This window comes from uncultured Legionella sp. (genome assembly GCF_937871865.1).
Taxonomy (GTDB): Bacteria; Pseudomonadota; Gammaproteobacteria; order Legionellales; family Legionellaceae; genus Legionella.
In genome coordinates this window covers 1-2,795 of sequence record NZ_CALMPD010000100.1, presented here as the reverse complement: position 1 = coordinate 2,795, position 2,795 = coordinate 1, and the positions used below count along the sequence as shown (strand labels likewise).

Below are 2,795 nucleotides of genomic sequence, written 5' to 3'. Positions count from 1 at the left end.
AGTTGACTGGAGTGGGAACGGATATACCAATGCCATTATCCTCACAAATAAAGACTAGAGGCAGAGGATAATTTTGCTGGCTTAACCAGGAACAGGCATTCAAGGTAGTTTGAGTAGAGGCATGATTAGTTGATGCGTCTCCGAAAGTGCAAAGAATGACGGAATCAGAAGGTAACTTACCTGCAACCCCCAGTTCTTTAGCTCGCGTAATAGATAAAGCAGCACCGAGTGCTTTAGGTAGGTGCGATGCAATAGTAGACGTCTGGGGAGGAATATTTAGGGGAACACTGCCAAACACCTTATGACGTCCGCCTGAAATCGGATCGCAAGCGGCTGCAACCAATGAAAGCAATATGTCCTTAACGCCATCGATTCCCTGAAGCTGTTTTGCTCTTTGCAAAAAGAACGCACCGCTTCGATAATGCAAAAACGCCATGTCAGTGGATTTGAAGACCTGGCCTAAAGCGGCATTGCCCTCATGCCCGCTGCTACCAATGGTATAAAAAGATAAGCCCTTTTCTTTTAATTGCCTGGCAATTAAATCGAGAAGTCGGGATTTAATTTGAGAATCAAATAATTCTATGGCCGTTTTTTTATCCAGCTCTGCTGTCCCTGGATCCATAGTACTTAGTGTTTGTGGAAAATCTGCTTCCAAAACGCGCTTTTTAAATTGTTCATCAACTACACTGGCTCTATCTAACATCACCACACCTTGTTCAATTTGCGTAATGACCAGATGAACTCTGGGTTTCTTCAAGTGCCTTAGGTTGCAGAACCTAAGAGTAATGATTATCCCAGTTCAATTCCTGGTGTCCCTTCCTGGTGAATTTTAAAGCAATTCACAACTCTGCCGATAACAAAGACGATGAGTATATACTTATTCAAATTGAACCGGAAGGATGCATATGGCTATTGAAATGAATAAATCGCCAAGCGTCAGGTTAACTCCTGGACAAGAGATAAAATTAGCCAAGCCAGCGACTGAACTTTATATTGGGCAAGTCCTTAAAACAGTAGTGGTGACCGCCTTAACGAACAATCAGGTACTGATTAATATTAATGGGCAAAATCTCAATGCCCAAAGTTCTCATCGATTTATGCCGGGTGAATTGCTTGAGGTAAAAGTAATAGCAAATAAAAACGAGACAGTACTCGAAGTGCAACAAAAAAACTCATCGCTTTCAATATTACAAAATGCCTTGCTCCAGACATTACCCAAACAAACTCCTCCGAGCAATTTGCTCAACGGGTTGAATCAACTCATCAACTCAGAACATTTACCTTATCCGGTAACACAACAAATAAAGGCTATGTTAAATAACATTATAACTTTAGCCCAACTACCTCAACAATTGATGCGAGCCGTACATCAAAGCGGCGTCTTTATGGAATCAACACTGCTTGAATGGCAAAAACACTCGCCACAAAAACTGAAAGCTGATTTCAAAGGACAATGTTTTTCCCTTTTAAGCAGCCTCCCCGCAGACAGACGAAACAATGGCTGCAGAACTCCAGATTCAGAAACCCTGCATCTGGCAAAAGACCCATTACCATTGCCAGGAGCCATACCTCAGCCCTTATCAAAAAATTCGTTATTAAATCTATTAGAACTATCGCCAGAAGCATTGCAGCATGTGTTACGCGATCAGGTCAGTCACGTCTTGTCACGAATTACGGCAAATCAGATTAATCATTTAACTAATGAGAATAAAGAAGGCTATCTTTTGATGTTGGATCTTCCCGTTAAAATTAATGAACACATCGATGTAATTCCTTTGATGATAAAACAACATAAAGCAGAACCCATGCAACAATCGAAATGGTCCCTTTCATTTGCTCTGAATCTGCCTCAGCTGGGTGCATTACAAGCCTCTGTATCTCTGCATGCAAAAACGATAGACATAAAAATGAATACAGAGCTTTCCGCTTCCTATACAACTCTTGAAGGCTATCAATCAGAACTTAGAGAAATTCTATCCCTCATGGGACTGGAGTTAAGGCACTGGAAATTACAAATTGGATTGGAAGACAACCAGATTGATGTCGTCAATTTACGTTTACTGGACATTCGAATATGAAAAAAAATAAACCTCGGGCAGTGGCGTTGCATTATGATGGATTATCAGCCCCCAAAGTAACGGCCAAGGGAGAGGGAGCCATTGCTCGACACATTATTAAAACAGCTAAAGAACATGGAATTCCAATAGAACAGAATAAAGAACTAACAGAAATTCTGGCTAATGTTCGTATCAATGAAGAAATTCCAGAAGCCTTATATGTCGCTGTCGCTCAGATACTGGCATTTCTTTACTATGTGGATGGCAGAAAACCAGGAGAACCAAGAGAGTAATCTCCAAACTGGCAACTAGTGAGCAATTAATCTACAATTTGATTATAACAACTACGAGAGGTTGCACTATGAAATGGATATTGTTAATAGGAGTTGCATTACTTTCAACTGGTTGTGGTGTTTACCGATCTACCGAGATCGTTGAATACAGGCAAGTTGTTGTTGCGCCAGTCGTCGAAACAGTAATGTTTGATTACGATACTCCAGGTCCGCTGGATGTCACAACAACCACCATAGATTTTTACTAGTATCTATTAACATATCAGTCTCAAACACAGACGTGCCGTGGCTTATCCACGGCATCTATGGATGCAGAACAAGGTGCAAAAGACATAAAATATCGACTGTTTTTAATATTTAAAGTCTTGTTCCTCGTTTGGAGACAATGGTTCCGGTAATTTTCAGGATAGTTGTCGCTTGAAGCAGAGCAGATTTGCTCTACTTT

At 40.9% G+C, this 2,795-nt stretch carries 4 protein-coding genes; 3 read left to right on the top strand and 1 reads right to left on the bottom strand.

What is annotated here, in order from left to right; all coding sequences use genetic code 11:
• The coding region (locus tag Q0495_RS05710) for a thiamine pyrophosphate-dependent enzyme (RefSeq protein ID WP_298624009.1) at positions 1-703 on the bottom strand (703 nt) is incomplete at its 3' end.
• A gap of 202 nt (positions 704-905) precedes the next feature.
• Between Q0495_RS05710 and Q0495_RS05705 the strand changes: the two genes are divergently transcribed.
• From Q0495_RS05705 to Q0495_RS05695, 3 genes are all read left to right on the top strand, one after another.
• On the top strand, positions 906-2,078 hold the full coding sequence (locus Q0495_RS05705; RefSeq protein WP_298624007.1) for a flagellar hook-length control protein FliK: 1,173 nt from the start codon (positions 906-908) through the stop codon (positions 2,076-2,078).
• Positions 2,075-2,350, top strand: a complete 276-nt coding sequence (locus tag Q0495_RS05700; protein WP_298624006.1) for an EscU/YscU/HrcU family type III secretion system export apparatus switch protein — start codon at positions 2,075-2,077, stop codon at positions 2,348-2,350. Before Q0495_RS05705 ends, Q0495_RS05700 begins: the two co-directional genes overlap by 4 nt.
• Positions 2,351-2,418: 68 nt before the next feature.
• Positions 2,419-2,598 (top strand): hypothetical protein, encoded by a 180-nt coding sequence (locus Q0495_RS05695; protein WP_298624004.1) that lies wholly within the window; start codon positions 2,419-2,421, stop codon positions 2,596-2,598.
• Positions 2,599-2,795 lie beyond the last annotated feature (197 nt).

Bases quoted from the DNA above. Each gene is read 5' to 3' on its own strand.
- Q0495_RS05695 (WP_298624004.1), top strand. From the start codon at position 2,419: ATGAAATGGATATTGTTAATAGGAGTTGCATTACTTTCAACTGGTTGT.
- Q0495_RS05700 (WP_298624006.1), top strand. From the start codon at position 2,075: ATGAAAAAAAATAAACCTCGGGCAGTGGCGTTGCATTATGATGGATTA.
- Q0495_RS05705 (WP_298624007.1), top strand. From the start codon at position 906: ATGGCTATTGAAATGAATAAATCGCCAAGCGTCAGGTTAACTCCTGGA.